Source organism: Ornithinimicrobium cryptoxanthini (assembly GCF_023923205.1).
Taxonomy (GTDB): Bacteria; Actinomycetota; Actinomycetes; order Actinomycetales; family Dermatophilaceae; genus Ornithinicoccus; species Ornithinicoccus cryptoxanthini.
Genome location: NZ_CP099490.1, coordinates 2,831,969 through 2,848,423 on the forward strand (window position 1 = coordinate 2,831,969; position 16,455 = coordinate 2,848,423).

The following is a 16,455-nucleotide window of genomic DNA, read 5'->3' on the forward strand; positions in this document are numbered from 1 at the left end:
TCAGGCGCGGAAGGTGACCACCTCGGGCTCGATGTGGCGCCGGCTTGAGCCACCCTGGAGGCTGAAGCCGGAGGCGATCCAGCTCGTGGAGCGCCGGATGTGTCGCCGCACGGTGAGGTAGTCACCCCAGGACTGGTCCGGCGGGCTGTGCGTCGAGGCGGCCACCGGGGTTGTCCGCCACTGGGCCGCCGTCTCGTCCCACGTGCCGACCGTGAAGGTCGGGAAGGCGGTCGGCCCGCCAAAGACGGCCGCGAGCCCGACGGCACCACGCCGGTGCGGCGCGGAGGCCGGATAGGCCCAGGCGCCCTGCTCGCTCCACAGGTCTGGCTCGTGGACCAGCTCGAGCGACTCCTCGTCGAGCACCACGCCCCGGATGAACGGGTGCGGCCGCCCGGCGGCTCGTCCCGCCGCCCAGAGGAACCCGAGCTGACCGCCCGCGCGCCAGGCACCGGTGATGCGGTCATCCTGGCGGAGCAGCCAGTTGGTCCCGTCCGGACAGGCCGAGGTGTAGTCCCGGTCGTTCCAGGCGGTCACCGGCACGTCCCAGCTGGTCACGTCGTCGTCCGCGTCGTCCCAGCGGTGCAGTCGCAGCTGACGGCGGTGCGCGACGGTCCCGGCGAACCACATCGTGGACTCCGCACCGGCCGTGAAGCGCAGCGAACCCACGCTCGTCGTCGACCAGTGCCGCCGGTCGACGGGCTGGGCGCGGGAGAGCTGCGCCAGCGGATAGCGGACCACGACGGCCCGCGTCCACCTGTTGCCGGCAAAGAGGTTGAGGCTGACCCACAGGTGGTCGTCGCTCACCGCGAGGTCGGGATAGTCGAACCACTGCCCGGACCAGGACGACGACAGGTCCGTCGGTCGCAGATCCCACCACTGCCACGGGCCGAGACCGCCGGTGCGGCTCACGGCTAGTCGCACGATGTTTTCCCCGCTGGAGTTCTCGGAGTACTGCAGCAGCCAGATCCACAGTCGGACCTTCGGCACATAGAGCACCAGCTGGTCGCAGCAGAACCCGGCGCCGGTGGCGGGGAAGAGCGTGAACGGGTCGAGGTGCTGCCAGGTGCGGCCAGCGTCCGGGCTCCACGAGGCATACCAGTTGCCGGTGACCAGGATCGCCCTGGTCGAGTGCGCGACGCTGGGCTCGTTGATCGTGGAGGTGCGGGTGCCGGTCGCCAGGTCGTTCAGCCGGAGGGACTCGGTGATGGAGACCATGTCGACACCGCTCAGCCGTGGTCGCGTGAGTCGGGGTCGGCAGGTCCAGGTTCCGTGGGGGGCGGCGCCGTCTCTGCCGGAGCATCGGGATCGGGTGGGGGCGAACCCGGTCTCGGCCCAGTCCGTTTGCGCCGAGTGCTCTTGCGCGCGTCCCGCTCGTCGAGCTCCTCCTGCGTGGGGATGTCCGACGCGTCGGGGACGGTGAGCACGGTGTCGCCCGGCAGCCGCACTGCGTCGGCGCTGTCCCCGATGCCGACGGGCAGTGCCATGCCGCTCAGGTCCTCGACGTCGAGGTGATCTTCGGGGATGACATGGACGACCTCGGCCGGCGGGGGCGCGTCGGGCCGCCGCTCCGTGTCGTCGGGAGCCTCGTCAGCAGCTCGCCGTCGGACGCGTGGCTCGGGAACCGCGGCTCCGGACGGTTCACTAGTGCCGCTGCGAGACCGGCTCCGGCGACCCTTGGGTCTGGATCGTGCTGCCATGTGACTGCCTTCCTGAGGAGTGAGATGAGGTCTAGGTGAAAGCGAGGCGCACGACATACCCACTGAGGACGCCCCAGAACAGCACGGTGTAGCCGCGCTCCCCCAGCCGGCTGTTGATCCGGCGGCCGAGCCAGGTCGAACCCGCCATCACCGGGATGGCGAACAGTGCAAGGCGGAACTGGTCACCGGCCAGCAGGCCGCCGTTGGCATAGACACCGACCTTGGTCGCGTCGCCGAAGAGTGAGACGAGCGACGCGGCACCGACGAGGTGCATGCGATCGAGCCGCAGGGCGCGCAGCGCGATCCCCTTCAGCGGCCCTGACGAGCCGGAGAACCCGGACGTCAGACCCGAGCCGAGGGCCGGGACGACCGCCCCGATCTTGAGGATGCGGTGGTGCCCACGCAGCTCGATGAGGAAGGTGAGCACGATGACGGCGATGACCGCGCCCGCCACCACGCTCTCGGGCGCGTGGACCAGGGCCCGGGCACCGATGAAGGACCCGACCACCGTCGCCACCACCACCCCGAGCACCGCCACCCAGGGCACCGTGCGCCGATAGGCGATGACCTTGGCGACGTTGTTGCCCGCGAGCATGAGCGCAGCCAGGGCAACCCCTTCCTTGGTCCCCAGGAGCAGGGCATAGGCGGGCACCAGGACCAGCGAGCCGCCGAGTCCGGCCGATGCCGAGACGACGAAGGCAAGGACGGTGGCCACGAGGGTGAGCGTCAGCACGACCGGATCCAAGATTCCTCCCAGGGCTCACTCTTCCGCTGCCGGGGGGTCGCGTCAATGGCTGTCGGCCGATGATGGTCACCAGGCGAGCAGTTCGAGATACTGACCAGTGACCTGCACCTGGAGGGAGCCGAGCATGCCGAAGCCACGCCAGATCATCCTGGACTGCGACCCGGGTCACGACGACGCCGTGGCCATGATGCTCGCGCTGGGCAACCCGACGATCGAGTTGCTCGGCATCACCACGGTCGGCGGCAACCAGACGCTGGAGAAGGTCACCCGCAACGCGCAGAGCGTGCTGGTGATGTGCGGCCGAGACGACGTGCCGGTCCATCCCGGCTCGGGTCGACCACTGGTCCGCCGGATCGAGGTTGCGGATGACATCCACGGCGAGTCCGGCCTGGACGGTGTCGACCTGCCCACCCCGACCCGGCCCGCTGAGGACAGTCACGCGGTGGCATTCATCATCGACACCGTCCTGGCCGCGCCGACCGGCACGATCACGCTGGTGGCGACCGGTCCGCTGACCAACCTGGCCCTGGCAGCACGGCTGGAGCCGCGCATCGTCGAGCGGGTCCGCGAGGTCGTGGTCATGGGCGGCGGCTATCACGTGGGCAACTGGACCCCGGTCGCGGAGTTCAACATCTGGGTCGACCCTGAGGCCGCCGCCATCGTCTTCGTCGAGACGTGGCCGCTGACCATGGTTGGTCTGGACGTGACGCACCAGGCGCTGGCGACCGCCGAGGTCGAGGAGCAGGTGCGCGCGACCGACTCGCCGCTGGGTGAGTTCTTCATCGGGCTGATGGCGTTCTTCCGCACGACCTATCGGGAGCACCAGGGCTTCACCGATCCGCCGGTGCACGATGCCTGCACCATCGCCTATCTCATCGACCCGGCGATCGTGCAGACGAGGAAGGTGCCCCTGACGGTGGAGCTGCGCGGTGAGCACACAGTCGGTATGACGGTCGCAGACTTCCGCAGCCCCGCCGCCGCGGACTGTCGTCACCAGGTCGCGACACACTTGGATCACGCCGGCTTCTGGGGGATGGTCGTTGAGGCGATCACGACCCTGAGTGCAGAGACGACTCATGCTCGCGAGCCGAAGAGCCACATCGAGACCATCTCGGCCGCGCACCTCAAGGGAGACTGATGAGTCCCCGGTTGCTGGTCATCGGGTCGAGCAATGTCGACCTGTTCGCGACGGTGCCGCGTCACCCCTTCCCCGGCGAGACCCTGCTGGGCACCGGTGGCGCACGCGCCGCCGGTGGCAAGGGGGCGAACCAGGCACTGGCCGCGGCGCTGCAGGGCGCGAACGTGCAGTTCGTCGGTGCCGTCGGTGACGACGCTGACGCGGAGCTGGCGCTGGCGGGGATGCGAGCGGCCGGAGTCGATCTCGACCGCGTCGTCACCGTGTCGGGGGCTCCGACCGGACTGGCGATCATCACCGTCTCGCAGGATGGGGAGAACACCATCGTGGTCATCCCCGGCGCCAACGCCCAGGTCAGCGCTGAGCAGGCCGTCGGCGCCGTCGAGCGCATGGGCTCGGATGACATCCTGCTCATGCAGGGCGAGCTCCCCCCGAAGTCGACCGAGGCCGCGGTCCGCGCAGCCGGCGCTGCTGGTCTGCGCGTGGTGCTCAACGTGGCGCCCTGGTTGGCACTGGAGCACGACGTGCTGACGGCGGCTGATCCACTGGTGCTCAACGAGCACGAGGCGCAGTTGGCGGTGGCCGAGTTCGGGCTGGCGCCCGAGGACGGCGGTCCAATGGCGATGGCTCGCGCCCTGCGGATGGCCGGGGCACCGTCAGTGGTCATCACTCTCGGCGCGGAGGGAGCAGTGGTCGCCAGCGCCGAACCCGCCTCCCAGGTGTCCGGCTCTCGCGCCCCGGTGTCCGGCTCTCGCGTCACCCGGCTGCCCAGCCCTCGTGTCACCGCGGTCGACAGCACCGGCGCGGGGGACGCCTTCACCGGCGCGCTGGCCGCGCGGCTGCTCGAGGGCGACGACCTGCAGGATGCCGCCGCCCACGCGGTCCGAGTCGGCGCCTATGCCGTGCAGCGCCGTGGTGCGCAGCCCTCCTATCCGCGCGCTGGTCAGGAACTACCCGGCACCTTCGCCTAGGCCCCCGCGACACGGTCGCCGTCCCTGCCACCGCGGCCACGACACCGTCGTCCCGGCCGCCCGCGGCGAGGCTGGTAGGCAATGATCTGCTGCCGCCGGTGGGTCGTGTGCGCTCAGCCGCCTGCGCTATCATCGCTAAATGGCGATGACAGCGAGCAACTCGGGTGGAACGGAAAGAGGCTTTGAGGGTGGGGGCCTCGACGTCGCTGCGGCTCTCTTCCACGGTCTGTCGGACCCGTCGCGGTTGGCGATCCTGCAGCACCTGACGTTGGGCGAGCACAAGGTGCGGGACCTGACGGAGCACCTGGGGCTGGCGCAGTCCACGGTGAGTGCGCACCTCGCGTGCCTGCGGGACTGCGGCCTGGTGGTCTCGCGCCCGGAAGGTCGTGCCTCGATGTTCTCGCTGACCAGCGCCCCGGGGCTGCTCAGCGTGCTGGACGCGGCGGAGCGGTTGCTCGCAACGTCGGGGTACGCAGTGGCGTTGTGCCCGAACTATGGCGTGGGGACCGAGGGGAACCCGGCCCCGGAGGAGCTGCGCACGCACGCCGGGCAGGAGCCGGTGGCGTGAGCGGGTCGGAGAAGCCGCAGCGGGAGGTGGCGATGGACGCGTGCGGGTGCGAGATCCCTGCTGGTCCACCGGCTCGAGCAGGAGAGGTCGAGGAGCCGGCGACGGAGTTGTGGCAGGTGCGGGAGGTCCAGCTGGGTCTTCTCTCGGGTGCGCTGCTGCTGGCCGGATTCCTGGCGGGGCTCGCCGGATGGGACACCGTCGGTCTCGTGCTCGCCGCGGCGGCTCTGCTCGTGGGTGGCTCGACGTTCGTGCCGGGCGCGCTGCGCCGCCTGGCGCGGGGCAAGCTGGGTGTGGGCCTGCTGATGACGATCGGCGCGGTCGGGGCGACCCTGTTGGGACAGGTGGAGGAGGCCGCCGCGCTGGCGTTCCTGTTCTCCCTGAGCGAGGGCCTGGAGGAGTACTCCCTGGCCCGCACGCGGCATGGCCTACGCGCCCTGCTGGACCTGGTGCCCCAAGAGGCGACCGTGCTCCGCGGCGGCCGGGAGCTCGTGGTCGACCCCGCACAGCTGGTGCTGGGCGACGTCATGGTCGTCCGGCCGGGAGAGCGGCTGGCCACCGACGGGACCGTGCGGGCCGGCCGCAGCGCTCTGGACACCTCGGCCATCACCGGTGAGTCCATGCCGGTGGAGACCGGGCCCGGCCAGGACGTCTTCGCCGGGTCGATCAACGGCACCGGGGCGCTGGAGGTAGAGGTCACCTCCACCGCGCAGGACAACTCCCTCGCCCGGATCGTGCACGTGGTGGAGGCCGAGCAGTCCCGCCGCGGCGCCACCCAGCGGCTGGCCGACCGAATCGCCGGCCCCCTGGTGCCAGGCATCCTGATCGCCGCAGCGCTGACCGTTCTTCTCGGCGCGCTGCTGGGTGACCCGTCGGTGTGGGTGCACCGGGCCCTGGTGATGGTGGTCGCGGCCTCCCCGTGCGCGCTGGCGATCTCGGTGCCGGTCACCACGGTCGCCTCGATCGGGGCCGCCAGCCGCCGCGGGATCCTGGTCAAGGGTGGCGCCGCGATGGAGGCCCTCGGCAAGGTGCGCACCGTCGCCCTGGACAAGACCGGCACCCTGACCCGCAACCAGCCGGTCGTGATCGACGTCGCTCCCGCCGCCGGCACCGACCGGGAACAGGTTCTGGCCTGGGCGGCCGCGCTCGAGGCGCGCAGCGAGCACCCTCTCGCGACGGCCATCCTGGCCGCCAGCGGTGCGGTGCCTGCCGCGCAGGACGTCGAGGCCGTCATCGGGGCCGGACTGGTCGGGACCGTGGACGGTGCCCGGGTCCGGCTGGGCAAACCCGACTGGGTCGACCCCGCTGCCCTCTCCGAGGATGTGGCGGCGATGCAGCAGGCGGGCGCGACCGCGGTCGTCGTCGAGGTGGACGGCCACGTCGTCGGTGCGATAGGTGTGCGGGACGAGCTGCGGCCCGAGGCGGTCGAGGTCATCGCCGGCTTCCGTGACCGCGGCTACACCGTGGCCATGCTCACCGGCGACAACCACGCCACCGCCGCGGCGCTGGCCGCCGAGGCCGGGATCGAGCAGGTGCACGCCGGCCTGCGCCCCGAGGACAAGTCCACGGTCGTCACCGGGCTGCGTGGCCACGGCGCGACCGCGATGGTCGGCGACGGCGTCAACGACGCGCCCGCACTGGCGACAGCCGACGTCGGCGTCGCGATGGGTGCCATGGGCACCGACGTGGCGATCGAGACCGCCGACGTGGCCCTGATGGGCGATGACCTCCGGCTGCTGCCGTTCGCATTCGACCACGCCCGCCGCACCCGGGCGATCATGCTGCAGAACGTCGCGCTGTCCCTGGTCCTGATCGCAGTCCTGATCCCGCTGGCACTGCTCGGCATCCTCGGCCTGGCAGCCGTGGTCCTGATCCACGAGGTGGCCGAGGTCCTCGTCATCGCCAACGGCGTCCGCGCCGGACGCGCCAAGAACCTGCCCACCCTGGCAGCATCGCCGACAGATCCCGCCCGTCTGGAAGGAGCGAGAGCATGAGCGCAGGTCACGACCACGGCGCCGCCAGCAGCCACCGGGGCCGGCTGGCCGTCGCCTTCGCGATCACCGCGACCATCCTGGTCGCAGAGATCATCGGAGCCGTGTGGACCGGCTCCCTCGCGCTCCTGGTCGACGCGGGACACATGCTCACCGACGCCGCCGGTCTGCTCATGGCCCTGGTCGCCGCGTCACTGGCACTGCGCCCACCCACCCCCGCCCGGACCTGGGGGTTCCGCCGTGCCGAGGTCCTCGCCGCCGGCGCCCAGGCCACCGTGCTCCTCGGGGTCGGGATCTACGCCCTCGTCGAGGGCATCCGGCGGCTCTACGAGCCGCACGAGGTCAGCTCAACCGGGCTGCTCCTCTTCGGCATCGTCGGCCTGGCCGGCAACATCGCCGCGATGCTGGTCCTCAGCAGCGGGAGGACCGCGAACCTGAACATGCGCGCCGCGTTCCTGGAGGTCGTCAACGACGCCCTCGGGTCGGTGGCCGTCATCGTCAGCGCCATCGTCATCGCCACCACCGGGTGGGTCCGCGTCGACGCCCTCGCCGGCATGCTCATCGCCGCCCTGATCGTGCCCCGCGCAATCACGATTCTGCGCGAGGCCGGGCAGATCCTGCTCGAGTCCACGCCCAAGGGTCTGGATCTGGGCGAGGTCCGCGCCCATCTCCTCGCCGTCCCGCACGTCCAGGACGTGCACGACCTGCACGCCTCCACCATCGCCACCGGCCTGCCCGTGCTGACCGCCCACGTCGTCCTCGACGACGAATGCGTCTCCGACGGCCACGCCGCGGAGATGCTCGCCCAGATCCAGGACTGCGTCGCCGCCCACTTCACCGTCAGCGTCGAGCACTCCACCATCCAGCTCGAACCTCCCGGTCACGCACAGCGCGAGCACGCCGCTCATGCATAGGCAGCCCCCTGCTCGGTGGACACGAGCCCCTATAGGCATCGGCTGGCGAGGGCGTCACTCGAACGAAGCGAGTCGGTGAGCGGGGTGGAATGGCTTGCCCTCGCACTTTTCGCTCTCTACGCCCTGGTCGGGTTCGGCATCCGGACCGCGGTGCAGATCCGCCGAACAGGCGATAGTGGGTTTCGGGGCCTCAGCGGGTCACTCGGAAGCGCCGAGTGGTGGACCGGGCTGCTCTTCGCCACGGCCCTCGTCGCTAGCGTTGTCGCACCGATCGCCAGCCTGCTCGGACTGTCGACCATCTCAGCGCTTGAGCACGGCTGGGTCCACACAGCTGGCGCGGCCCTCGCGACCCTGGGCATCGTCGGCACATTCATCACCCAGCTGGACATGGGCGACAACTGGCGTGTCGGTGTCGATGAGGACGAGCGCACCGAGCTCGTCATCAGCGGTTCGTTCGCCATGGTCCGCAACCCGATCTTCACCGCGATGCTCGTGACCGGAGCCGGAATCGCCCTTGTGGTTCCCAACGGCATCGCACTTGGCAGTTGGGTTCTCCTTCTGCTGGCGGTCCAACTCCAGGTTCGGGTCGTAGAGGAGCCATATCTGCGCCGCCACCACGACGAGTCGTATCAGCGCTACGTGGCGAGAGTCGGTCGCTTCCTCCCCGGCGTCGGGACGTTGAGATAGCCGGAGTTTTCCATAGCTCAAGGTGGGCTGGGTGCCTCATAGCCGCGCTCCGAGTAGTCGAGGGTGGCGCCGGGCAAGATGTTGGCTGCGGCGTCGCTGACGATCAGCCAGGCACCGTCTCGCCGCGCCTGGCACGAGAGGCGGTGGCAGGCTGGGGCGGACGTCAGGAGGCGCAGGCATGACCGGCACCCCAGCCACTCGTGCGCTCCGAACCACGGGGACCAACACGGTCAGCGTCACGCTAGGACGCGTGGGCGGTGGACTACTCGCCGCGCTGTTCGGGCTGGTCGGTCGCGCCCGGGGCACCCGGGCCCTGCACCCGGTCGGCGTGTGCGGTGCGGGCGCTCTGCACGTGGTCCCCGGACCCCCGAGCGGTGTCGCGCTCCTCGACTCTCCCGGTCCGCACGACTGCCGAGTGCGCTGGTCGCGGGCCGCCGGACGGCGGCACGGCCGCGACGTGGAGGGGATGGCCGTGCGCGTGACGGGTGCGGCCGCCGGCGATGTGCTGTTCGCCTCCACCGGCACCGGCGTGGTCACCCGCCACATGCTGACTGCTCGTGCCCCGCACCGGCACGGTTCGCTCACTACGCTGCTACCGCTGTCCACCGCCCGGGGCAGCCTCCTGCTGCGCCTGGATCCGGTGCCTGCCGAGGGGGACCCGCCCACGGCATACCGGCTGCTCATCGCCGCTCCGGGCCTCCCCTGGCACGAACGCGGCACGCTGGAGATCAGGTGGGCAAGCCATGACTGCACCCGCCGTCATGACCCTGTGGGGCAACCCCTGGAGGGCACCTGGACGCCGCCGATCTGGAGCAGACTTCGTGACCCGTCCTACGCCGCTGCCCAACAGGTCCCGGCCGCCCGACACAAGCCCGCGGGCGCGCTCCCGGAAGTGACCTGACGACGTCGGCTCGGGATGGCCACAACTCTCAGTCCGCGTGCCCCTGTGCGAGATAGGCCAGGCGGCTCAGCGTCTCGACGTTGCGGGCCTTGATGGGCAGATCGACGACGGGCCGAGGCAGCAGCGCGAACGGGCCGCTCGACGGCGTCTCGGTCATGGTGACCGTGCAGCCGCCGGCAACTGCCTCCACGTCCAGGGTGACGGTCGCCTCGCCCACGGGCCACAGGCGGGCCTGTAGGACAGCCCGCCTCGGGGGATCCCACTCAAGCAGGCTCGTCGAGTCGTCGAGGAGAGCGGGCCAGACCCCCACCGAGTGATGGATCTTGGCACCCACACCTGGCCACTCGTCGTCCACCGCGCGCATGCGGGAAGCACCAACAACCCACACCGGGAAGAGCCAACCGTTCGCGAGCACGTCAAAGACGGACTCCGGGGAGGCGGCGATGTCGATCCTGTTGACTGCCATGGTTGCTCCTTATCGGGTTGCACGGTTGAGCAGAGGTCGTGTTCGCCCGTGCCAGCGTGACGACCGCAGCCAGACCGCGTGGTCCAGCCTCCACGACGACTTCACCGCTCGGCCACGGTGTTGAGTATCGCATCGGGACAGCGCCACTGTCGGGGTGAAAGCGATGGTCGTCGAGGCCGGCTGAGAAGCCCGCAGTGGTCCACCAGCGACATGAGCGCTCCCCCACCGCTGCCCTAGGCTGCAAGGCAGTCCGCTCATCCCCTGGAGGCCCCGTGGCCAGCGCCCGTCCTGTTCTCGTGCTCGTCAACGACTCCTCCGGCTCGGCCGAGCAGGAGCGCGTCGAGGAGGTGTGCCGTGCGCTGGCGAGACACAGCGCGTCGGCGACCGAGGTCCGGGCTTCCGCCTCGGACCAGGAGTATGCCGCGGTCGTCGCCTCCGCAGAAGGCCGAGACGTCGTGGTCGTGGGCGGCGACGGCTCCGTGCACCGGCTCTTGCAGGAGCTGACGAACCAGCAGCTGCTGGACCGCGTCGGCGCCGTCGGTCTGGTGCCGATGGGCACTGGCAACGATCTGGCCCGCGACGCGGGCGTGCCGCTGGACTGGCGGGAGGCCGTCGATGTGGCGGTCTCCGGGAGACCTGCCCGGCGCAGCCTGCTCGTCGACGAGGGCGGCGACGTGGTCGTCAACGTCGTCCACTGCGGGGTCGCTGCCGAGGCGACGGCCCACGCCGCCGAGGTCAAGGGGCTGCTCGGCAGGACGGCATACCTCTGGGGTGCCGTGCGCACGGGACTGACCATGAAGGGGTGGCACTTGCGCGTCGTCGTCGACGGTCGCACCGTCGTGGACGGCTCGGACAAGGTGCTGATGGTCAGCGCCGCGCTCGGGTCGTCGGTGGGCGGCGGCACGCTGATCGCGCCGCAGGCGCGGGACGACGACGGGCTGGTGGACGTCCTCGTGGCGTGCGGCACCTCACCCTGGACGAGGGTCGGGTTCGCGCGCGACCTCCGGCACGCCCGGCACGTCGAGCGGGACGACGTCATCGCCGCTCGTGGACGACAGGTGCTCGTGGAGGCGTCCAGCGCGCGTGACAACTTCCGGGTCAACGCAGACGGCGACGTCTCGGACGACCGTTCGAGTGAGCGGCGGTGGGAGCTGCTCGAAGGCGTCTGGCGGCTGCGCGTCCCACGCTGACCTCGGCAATGCCTACGTGATGAGCAGGTTGTGGGGTGACCAGAGACGCTGCCCTCAGCGCAGGGAGCCGGGCATCGCCGACCGGACGATCTCACGCATCGGCACCGTCGCCTCCAGCTGCGAGAGCACTGCCAGCCCGCCCAACCAGACCCGCTGGATCAAGACATACTGCGGCGGCAGGTTGAGCGTCAGCCCCACGCGGAAGCCCTCGGTCCGAGGATCCTGCAGGTCGGCGAACATCTCCCGCATCCAGTCGCGACTGAAGGTGAACTCCTCTGCCTGCAGCGGCCCCAGGAACCGGTCGACGAACGCGCGGACCGCCTCGGCGTCCACCGCCACCGAACCGCGCACGAAACCCTCGTCGCGCAGCACCTCGACCAGCTCCTCGGCGTCGCCGTGGGCGGCAGCACCGAGCACCCGGCTCAGCCCGTCGGGCAAGCCGTCCGGGAGCCGGTTGACTGCGCCGTAGTCGAGCACCCCGAGGCGGCCGTCGGCCAGCAGCAGGAAGTTGCCCGGGTGCGGGTCGGCGTGCAGCAGGCCGGCCCGCTGCGGGGCCTCTAACAGCAGACGCAGGTATGCCGCGGCGGCCCGGTCGCGGTCGGCCTGCGGCGCGCGGTCGATCAGGGTGGACAGCGGCACGCCGTCAAGCCACTCGGAGACCAGCACGCGCTGGCCTGACCTGACCACACCGGGGACGGCGTAGGTGGGGTCGTTGGCATAGAACTGACCAAACTGTTCCTGCGCGTCGGCCTCTAACCGGTAGTCGACCTCCTCGCGGAGGCGTCGGCGCAGCTCGGCCAGGATCGGCGCCAGGTCCAGACCGGGGACCAGCCCAGCGCTGACCCGGGCAAACCTGCTCAGGGCGGTGAGGTCGGCCATCAGCGCCTTCTCGGCCCCGGGGTACTGCACCTTGACCGCCACCGGGCGACCATCGCGCCATACGGCCCGGTGCACCTGGCCGATGGAGGCCGCGGCCGCGGCCGACTCGTCGAAAGAGGCAAACAGCGAGCGCCAGTCCTCGCCGAGCTCCTCCCCCAGCACCCGCCCGACCGCGTCACCGGACATCGCGGGCGCAGCGGACTGCAGGCGGGTCAGGCTCTCGCGGTAGGGCATGACTTGGTCTGGTGGCAGCGCCGACTCCATCAGGGAGAGGAACTGACCCACCTTCATCGCCCCGCCCTTGAGGCCGCCGAGCACCTCGAACAGCTGACGGGCGGAGTCGGCCTGGCGCTGGGCGAGCACGTCCTCAGCGGACTGACCCGACAGTCGACGGCCCACGCCACGGACAGCGCGGGCCGCGACACCCAGGGGGAGGGTCGAGAGCCGGGCGGCGCGGGCAAGACCGGCTTGGGGCGGCTCAGTCATGGCGCCGTCCTCTCACTCGCTCTGGATCCTGGGTGTCTCCGTCACGATAACCACTGATGGGTCGGACACTCACACCCGGCGCGCTGCCGCGCTCCCGCGTCGCGTGGTGCAACACTGGTCTGCTAAGGACAACGATGGGCGACGACCCCACAAGACGGGCAGAGTGCGCAGTGGACGAAGCAGGGGAGCCGCGAGAGGCGCGGCGAGCAGACGAGCGCGGGGGCCTGGCTGGACTCGCTCTCCCGGGCTTCCTCCTGGCCTCGTTGCTGCTGATGGAGCTTGTCCTGCGGGCCAAGACCGACCTGCCGTTCTTTGGCATCGGGGTGCTCTATGCCGCCCTCTTCGCCGGCGCCGCAGCGCTCCTGGCGCACCTGGTCGCCGGCTTCGTCACCGGCGTGACCCGCGACGTCGTGATCGCGGGGTTCTTGGCGGGCAGCGCCGCGCTGTTCATCACCCAGTTCATCTACTACGACATCTTCAAGACTTTCTACACCGTCTTCTCCGCTCGGCGCGCCGGCCAGGCCGCCGAGTTCGGTGGCAACGTGCTCGGCAAGGCCGTCGACCACGCCGGGTGGCTGCTCCTCCTGGCGGCACCGCTGGTGATCTTCCTGGTGATCAGGACCAGCCGACGCGAGCGGCCGGCCACGTGGCGGCAGCGGGCTGTCCCGGCCGGACTGATGATCGTCCTCGTCGTGGGAGCGCTAGCCGGGATCAGTCTCGGCGACCGCGGGCAGAACAGCGCCTATGACATGTACTACCGCGACTACCACCCCGTCGCATCGGTCGACCAGCTCGGCCTCCTCACGAGCATGCGACTGGACCTGCAGCGCACCATGTTTGGGTTTGAACGGGAGCTGGCACCGCCCCCCGTGGTGGCGCCCCAACCTGACCCACCCGACCACAGCGAGGGACCGTCGACGCAGTCCCCCGACTCCACGGGCCACCCGGACGGCCCCCGCCAGACTGACTCCCCTGACGCCCCGCCCGCGCCCGTCGAGCAGAACGTCATGGACATCGACTTCGAGCAACTCATGGCCTCCGCGGACAGCGACAAGCTCAGGAACACGCACCAGTACTTCGGATCCCGCGAACCGACCGACCAGAACGACCACACCGGCCGCTTCGAGGACTACAACCTCATCTTCATCACCGCCGAGGCCTACTCCCACTACGCCGTGGACCCGGCTCTGACTCCCACGCTCCACAAGATGACGCACGAGGGCTTGCACTTCACCGACTTCTACAACCCGGTCTGGGGTGTCAGCACCTCGGACGGGGAGTATGCCGCCACGACCGGCCTCATCCCCAAGAGCGGCGTCTGGAGCATGGCTGAGTCTGGGAGCAACTCCATGCCGCTGGCCATGGGCAACCAGCTCAGGCGGCTCAGTTATGCGACCTTCGCCTATCACAACCACACCTACGACTACTACTCCCGCGACATCTCCCACCCCAACCTGGGCTACGACTACAAGGGCGTCGGCAACGGCCTGGAGGTGGCACGCACCTGGCCCGAGTCGGACGTCGAGATGATCGACGTGACGATGCCCGAGGTCCTTCAGGACGAGCCGTTCCACGCCTACTACATGACCGTCAGCGGGCACCTCGAGTACAACTTCGGCGGCAACTTCATCGCCGCCAAGAACCGAGACCTGGTCGCGGACCTGCCGTACTCGGAGGCAGGGAAGGCCTACCTGGCCACGCAGATCGAGCTGGACCGGGCCATGGAGCTCCTGCTGGAGCGGCTGGAGGAGGCCGGGGTTGCGGACCGGACCCTCATCGTCCTGAGCGCCGACCACTACCCCTATGGCCTGAGCGAGGACGAGATCGACGACCTGGCCGGGCATGAGGTGGAGAGCAACTTCGAGCTCCACAAGAGCAGCCTGATCATCTATGCCAACGGCATGGAGCCCGAGACGATCGACGAGCCGGTCTCGAGCATGGACATCATCCCGACCATCTCCAACCTGATGGGGCTGGAGTTCGACTCCCGCCTGCTCATGGGCCGGGACGTCTTCTCTGGCAGCGATCCGCTGGTGATCTTCAACAACCGCAGCTTCATCACCGACCAGGGGCGCTACAACGCACTCACCCGAGAGTTCGCGCCCGAGCCGGGAGCGACGCCGCCCGACGACTACCGCCAGGCGATCTCGGACGAGATCGACCGCCGGTTCTACTACTCGACCGTGATCCTCGACGAGGACTACTACGACCTCGTCCTTGACCGATAGCTCCTTCACTCCCGCCCAGTCTGACAATCCCGTTGCTTCCGCGGCGGCCGGGCCCGACCATGGGAGACGTGAGTGACACCGTCTATCCGCTGCAGACCCCCCGACTCGTGCTGCGCATGCTGCGCCAGGACGACATCGGCATCCTCACGGCATACCGCAACGACCCGCAGGTCGCGGCGCTGCAGGACTGGGACCTGCCCTATCCGCGCGAGCGGGCCGAGCGGTTGGTCGCGGCCCACGCCGACCGCGACGACATCGCCGTCGGCACCGGCACCCAGCTCGCCATCGACCTGGACGGCCAGCTGATCGGCGACATCTTTGTCGGCGTGGACGAGCACTGTGGCCTAGCGGAGATCGGCTACACGCTCACCCGCGACAACCAGGGCAAGGGGTATGCCGTGGAGGCGGTGAGCGCTGTCGTCGACGACCTCATCGACCGGCTGGGGGTGCACCGCCTGGTGGCCGAACTGTCTCCGGACAACGACGCCTCTGCGCGACTGCTCGAACGCCTCGGCATGTCGTTCGAGTACTTCGCCGCGAAGTCCTTCTGGTGGCGTGGTGCCTGGGACGACAACACCTACTACTCCATGACCGCCGAGCAGCGGCGGGCCTGGCGCGTGCGCCCCCGGAGTGCGCCGGAGCAGGTCCGCCTCGTCGAGCTCACCCACGCCAACGTCTGGGACTATCGCAGGCTGCGCACGCACCGCACCCAGGAGCGGTTCGTCGCCACCATGGACCAGTCCTTCACCGACGCGTTGTTCCCCGAACCCGAGCAGGGTCACCCCGTGGTGCCGGCGCTGCGGGGCATCGAGGCCGACGGGGAGCCCGCCGGCTTCCTGATGTGGGCCGACGCTGTCAACGAGGGCACCCCCGACCCCTATCTCTGGCGCTTCCTGATCGACCGGCAGCACCAGGGGCGTGGCATCGGCGGGCGTGCCCTCGAGCTCTGGGCGGACGACCTGCGGGCGGCCGGGCACACCGCGATCGAGACCAGCTGGGTGCAGGGCCACGGTGGGCCCAAACCGTTCTATCTGCGGGCCGGCTTCGTGCTCACCGGTGAGATGGACGATGGAGAAGCCGTCGCACGCCTGAGTCTCTGAGCGTCGGCTGGCGAGGTCCACGGGACGGTTCGGACGGGCCCGCCCACCGCAGGTCTAGTCCGACCACTCAAGATAGAGCTGCGTCTGCGTCGTGGCCGAGACCTCCTTGCCGTCGCCGCGCGTGGTCATCACCTGGACCACGACTGAGGTCCGGCCCACGTGCAGTGGGCGTCCCTCAGCGATCACGGTGTCCCCGATCCGAGCAGCACGGAAGAAGTTGGTCTTGGCCTCGAGCGTGACGTTGGTCGTGCCCGGAGGACAGTTCGCAAACGCGATCGTCCCGGCACAGTGGTCGACCAGCGACATCAGGGCCCCGCCGTGCAGCACACCGTTGCGGTTGGCGAACTGCGGGGAGACCGTCATGCGATAGACCGCGCGGGACGGCTCCGCGACGATCTCCTCGATCCCGAGCAGCTGGGAGAAGGCAGTCGGTGGGTGCACGTCACTGGCAGGGTCCATGAGCGCTGACACTAGTCCGTCAGCGCGCCACTGCCGGCGCC

At 70.1% G+C, this 16,455-nt stretch carries 16 protein-coding genes; 10 read left to right on the forward strand and 6 right to left on the reverse strand.

Annotated features, from left to right (window positions below):
* The 3 genes from NF557_RS13040 to NF557_RS13050 are packed head-to-tail and all read right to left on the reverse strand — an operon-like array spanning position 1 to position 2,430.
* A complete protein-coding gene (locus NF557_RS13040; RefSeq protein WP_252619957.1) occupies positions 1 to 1,215 on the reverse strand; it encodes a hypothetical protein in 1,215 nt (404 codons plus the stop codon).
* Positions 1,216 to 1,226: 11 nt separating this feature from the next.
* A complete protein-coding gene (locus tag NF557_RS13045) occupies positions 1,227 to 1,697 on the reverse strand; it encodes a hypothetical protein (RefSeq protein ID WP_252619958.1) in 471 nt (156 codons plus the stop codon).
* 31 nt (positions 1,698 to 1,728) lie between these two features.
* Positions 1,729 to 2,430: a sulfite exporter TauE/SafE family protein gene (locus tag NF557_RS13050; RefSeq protein WP_252619959.1), complete on the reverse strand. Its 702-nt coding sequence runs from the start codon at positions 2,428 to 2,430 to the stop codon at positions 1,729 to 1,731.
* Between the two features lie 136 nt (positions 2,431 to 2,566).
* Between NF557_RS13050 and uriH the strand changes: the two genes are divergently transcribed.
* The 7 genes from uriH (at position 2,567) to NF557_RS13085 (ending at position 9,606) form a co-directional block, all read left to right on the forward strand.
* A complete protein-coding gene (uriH, locus tag NF557_RS13055; RefSeq protein ID WP_252619960.1) occupies positions 2,567 to 3,580 on the forward strand; it encodes a uridine-preferring nucleoside hydrolase UriH in 1,014 nt (337 codons plus the stop codon).
* On the forward strand, positions 3,580 to 4,548 hold the full coding sequence (locus tag NF557_RS13060) for a ribokinase (protein ID WP_252619961.1): 969 nt from the start codon (positions 3,580 to 3,582) through the stop codon (positions 4,546 to 4,548). Before uriH ends, NF557_RS13060 begins: the two co-directional genes overlap by 1 nt.
* Positions 4,549 to 4,693: 145 nt before the next feature.
* Positions 4,694 to 5,116, forward strand: a complete 423-nt coding sequence (locus NF557_RS13065) for an ArsR/SmtB family transcription factor (protein ID WP_252624183.1) — start codon at positions 4,694 to 4,696, stop codon at positions 5,114 to 5,116.
* A gap of 32 nt (positions 5,117 to 5,148) precedes the next feature.
* Positions 5,149 to 7,107, forward strand: a complete 1,959-nt coding sequence (locus tag NF557_RS13070) for a heavy metal translocating P-type ATPase (protein WP_252624184.1) — start codon at positions 5,149 to 5,151, stop codon at positions 7,105 to 7,107.
* Positions 7,104 to 8,018, forward strand: coding sequence for a cation diffusion facilitator family transporter (locus tag NF557_RS13075; RefSeq protein WP_252619962.1), 915 nt, complete (start codon positions 7,104 to 7,106; stop codon positions 8,016 to 8,018). Before NF557_RS13070 ends, NF557_RS13075 begins: the two co-directional genes overlap by 4 nt.
* Before the next feature lie 15 nt (positions 8,019 to 8,033).
* Positions 8,034 to 8,705: a methyltransferase family protein gene (locus tag NF557_RS13080; protein ID WP_252619963.1), complete on the forward strand. Its 672-nt coding sequence runs from the start codon at positions 8,034 to 8,036 to the stop codon at positions 8,703 to 8,705.
* Positions 8,706 to 8,883: 178 nt separating this feature from the next.
* Positions 8,884 to 9,606 (forward strand): catalase family protein, encoded by a 723-nt coding sequence (locus NF557_RS13085; protein ID WP_252619964.1) that lies wholly within the window; start codon positions 8,884 to 8,886, stop codon positions 9,604 to 9,606.
* A gap of 28 nt (positions 9,607 to 9,634) precedes the next feature.
* On the opposite strand, the gene NF557_RS13090 is transcribed toward NF557_RS13085, so the two are convergent.
* Positions 9,635 to 10,072: an SRPBCC family protein gene (locus tag NF557_RS13090; protein ID WP_252619965.1), complete on the reverse strand. Its 438-nt coding sequence runs from the start codon at positions 10,070 to 10,072 to the stop codon at positions 9,635 to 9,637.
* 272 nt (positions 10,073 to 10,344) lie between these two features.
* Between NF557_RS13090 and NF557_RS13095 the strand changes: the two genes are divergently transcribed.
* The gene (locus NF557_RS13095) at positions 10,345 to 11,262 is read left to right on the forward strand and encodes a diacylglycerol/lipid kinase family protein (RefSeq protein ID WP_252619966.1); all 918 of its coding nucleotides are present in this window, start codon (positions 10,345 to 10,347) and stop codon (positions 11,260 to 11,262) included.
* A 54-nt stretch (positions 11,263 to 11,316) separates the two neighbouring features.
* Here the strand turns inward: NF557_RS13095 and NF557_RS13100 are convergent, their stop codons facing one another.
* Positions 11,317 to 12,627, reverse strand: a complete 1,311-nt coding sequence (locus tag NF557_RS13100; RefSeq protein ID WP_252619967.1) for an ABC1 kinase family protein — start codon at positions 12,625 to 12,627, stop codon at positions 11,317 to 11,319.
* A gap of 170 nt (positions 12,628 to 12,797) precedes the next feature.
* On the opposite strand from NF557_RS13100, the gene NF557_RS13105 reads away from it, so the two are divergent.
* Both NF557_RS13105 and NF557_RS13110 read left to right on the forward strand, forming a co-directional pair.
* Positions 12,798 to 14,855: an LTA synthase family protein gene (locus NF557_RS13105; protein WP_252619968.1), complete on the forward strand. Its 2,058-nt coding sequence runs from the start codon at positions 12,798 to 12,800 to the stop codon at positions 14,853 to 14,855.
* Positions 14,856 to 14,923: 68 nt separating this feature from the next.
* A complete protein-coding gene (locus tag NF557_RS13110; protein ID WP_252619969.1) occupies positions 14,924 to 15,955 on the forward strand; it encodes a GNAT family N-acetyltransferase in 1,032 nt (343 codons plus the stop codon).
* A gap of 54 nt (positions 15,956 to 16,009) precedes the next feature.
* Here NF557_RS13110 and NF557_RS13115 read toward each other — a convergent pair whose 3' ends face one another.
* On the reverse strand, positions 16,010 to 16,414 hold the full coding sequence (locus NF557_RS13115) for a PaaI family thioesterase (protein ID WP_252619970.1): 405 nt from the start codon (positions 16,412 to 16,414) through the stop codon (positions 16,010 to 16,012).
* Positions 16,415 to 16,455 lie beyond the last annotated feature (41 nt).

Excerpts from the sequence above, each read along its gene's own strand:
- NF557_RS13040 (WP_252619957.1), bottom strand. The coding sequence starts at position 1,215 with ATGGTCTCCATCACCGAGTCCCTCCGGCTGAACGACCTGGCGACCGGC.
- NF557_RS13045 (WP_252619958.1), bottom strand. The coding sequence starts at position 1,697 with ATGGCAGCACGATCCAGACCCAAGGGTCGCCGGAGCCGGTCTCGCAGC.
- uriH (WP_252619960.1), top strand. The coding sequence starts at position 2,567 with ATGCCGAAGCCACGCCAGATCATCCTGGACTGCGACCCGGGTCACGAC.
- NF557_RS13060 (WP_252619961.1), top strand. The coding sequence starts at position 3,580 with ATGAGTCCCCGGTTGCTGGTCATCGGGTCGAGCAATGTCGACCTGTTC.
- NF557_RS13065 (WP_252624183.1), top strand. The coding sequence starts at position 4,694 with ATGACAGCGAGCAACTCGGGTGGAACGGAAAGAGGCTTTGAGGGTGGG.
- NF557_RS13070 (WP_252624184.1), top strand. The coding sequence starts at position 5,149 with ATGGACGCGTGCGGGTGCGAGATCCCTGCTGGTCCACCGGCTCGAGCA.
- NF557_RS13075 (WP_252619962.1), top strand. The coding sequence starts at position 7,104 with ATGAGCGCAGGTCACGACCACGGCGCCGCCAGCAGCCACCGGGGCCGG.
- NF557_RS13085 (WP_252619964.1), top strand. The coding sequence starts at position 8,884 with ATGACCGGCACCCCAGCCACTCGTGCGCTCCGAACCACGGGGACCAAC.
- NF557_RS13090 (WP_252619965.1), bottom strand. The coding sequence starts at position 10,072 with ATGGCAGTCAACAGGATCGACATCGCCGCCTCCCCGGAGTCCGTCTTT.
- NF557_RS13100 (WP_252619967.1), bottom strand. The coding sequence starts at position 12,627 with ATGACTGAGCCGCCCCAAGCCGGTCTTGCCCGCGCCGCCCGGCTCTCG.
- NF557_RS13115 (WP_252619970.1), bottom strand. The coding sequence starts at position 16,414 with ATGGACCCTGCCAGTGACGTGCACCCACCGACTGCCTTCTCCCAGCTG.